Here is a 766-nt window from a genome sequence, read left to right on the forward strand (position 1 = left end):
AGCTTCAAGGGCCGCTTTAGCCACAATTCGCAACCAAGCCTATATGCAATCGATATTGGTATGACAGTAGGAACCCAGATTAGCGCAGCGCGCGGTGGAGTCGTTATTTCGACAAAAGATGACTACGCCTCAGCTGGCGTTTCAAGCCCTTTTTTTATTGATAAAGCGAATGTCGTAAGAGTTCTTCACGATGATGGAACTTATGCGGTGTATGCACATTTACTCTTGGGCAGTATACGAGTGAAAGCTGGGGATAAAGTTAAGGCAGGTCAAATCTTGGCGCTCTCAGGGAACACGGGTTACTCCACAGGCCCACACCTACATTTTGTTATACGTAAAAATGACAAGGGGCGGAGCAAGTCTCTACCTTTCAAACTAATGCAAAAAGGAAGCCCACTTAAACCTGAGCAGGGCATGTGGTTGCTTCCAACTGGGCATTAAAATATTTACTTGATTCCTAGCTTACTTAGATCGCTGAGCTCTCGAGTTGCCATTTCTTCATTTAAGCGAGTAATCGTATATTTTGCTTGTTCTTGCTTCGCTTCTTCTTCCTTGTCTTTGAAGTAGACTTTAATTTCAAAACTATCCTGGGACTGAATAAGCGCCTCGGCTCTCACTAACTCGGTGTCTAGGCCTGGATACAAATCCAGCTTGCGCTTAACAATCTTTTTTATCTCGCCCTCTAAGCTTTTTAATGCATCCTTACTTGGGGCTGCGCCTTTCTGTTTACGTATAAAACGCTTCATTTTCAGCGCTCTATCAGCGC

General features: G+C 44.4%; 2 protein-coding genes. One reads left to right on the forward strand and one right to left on the reverse strand.

All coding sequences use genetic code 11. The features are described 5' to 3' along the window. The coding region (locus A3757_RS00350; protein ID WP_197469598.1) for a M23 family metallopeptidase at positions 1 to 441 on the forward strand (441 nt) is incomplete at its 5' end. Between the two features lie 5 nt (positions 442 to 446). Here A3757_RS00350 and A3757_RS00355 read toward each other — a convergent pair. After that, a partial coding sequence (locus A3757_RS00355; RefSeq protein ID WP_231878172.1) for a hypothetical protein occupies positions 447 to 766 on the reverse strand: 320 nt, incomplete at its 5' end.

The sequence above is a fragment of the Oleiphilus sp. HI0117 genome, assembly GCF_001635235.1.